The organism is Vibrio sp. 1078-1, assembly GCF_033340475.1.
Map to the genome: position 1 here is coordinate 1 of NZ_JAWOWM010000389.1, position 679 is coordinate 679.

1 protein-coding gene is annotated in these 679 nt (G+C 47.9%); it reads right to left on the reverse strand.

Features of this window, described 5'->3' with window-relative positions; all coding sequences use genetic code 11:
* Positions 1 to 679: alpha-1,6-glucosidase domain-containing protein (locus R7190_RS27740; protein WP_318137914.1), on the reverse strand; the 679-nt coding region annotated here is incomplete at both ends.

Below are 679 nucleotides of genomic sequence, written 5' to 3' on the forward strand. Positions count from 1 at the left end.
TGCCTGCTTCAAGTACGCCTGTTACTGAGTACATGCCGTTGCCAATGAAAGTCATTGCCCAGTCGCTGTTGTCTGACCAATTGTTCATTGTGCCTTTCACGTAAACCACGGTTTCACCGAAAGGAGGAATGCTCGATACGTCTTTGTTGTCCGTATTGACTGGCAGGCCCACACCTTGCGCGCCGTCTTGTGGCTGTACGAATACCGCAGTAGTCAGTGCTGGCACAGTCAAGGTTTCATTTGCGAAGCTTGCGCCTTTCACGATGTCATCCGCAGAGTTTTGTTGAACTTCATGCAGCTCGAAACCTGTCGCGCCTTTCACGACAAATGATTTCTCTGTTGATGTTGAGTTCACCACAGCAACGATCGCATCGTATTTCGAATCCAAATCGGCACCTGCTGATTTACCATCGTCGATAGACATAACGATCAAGCCTTCCACTTGGTCTTTACCAACGTTGCGGAAGTCAACACGGTTCATGACTTCTTGAGCGGTATCTAAGCGGAACAGTTCACTTGAACTACGGATTTTTAGTAGTTCTAGGAATTGTTGTTTGGTTAGCTCAATGTCGGTTGCATCTGGCTTCGCTGTCGTATCAGAAACGATCTTCTTGATCAGCTCCCAGTTTGCACCGTCTTTGTCTTCACGAGGCAGACCTACGTTCCAGTTGTTGTCACT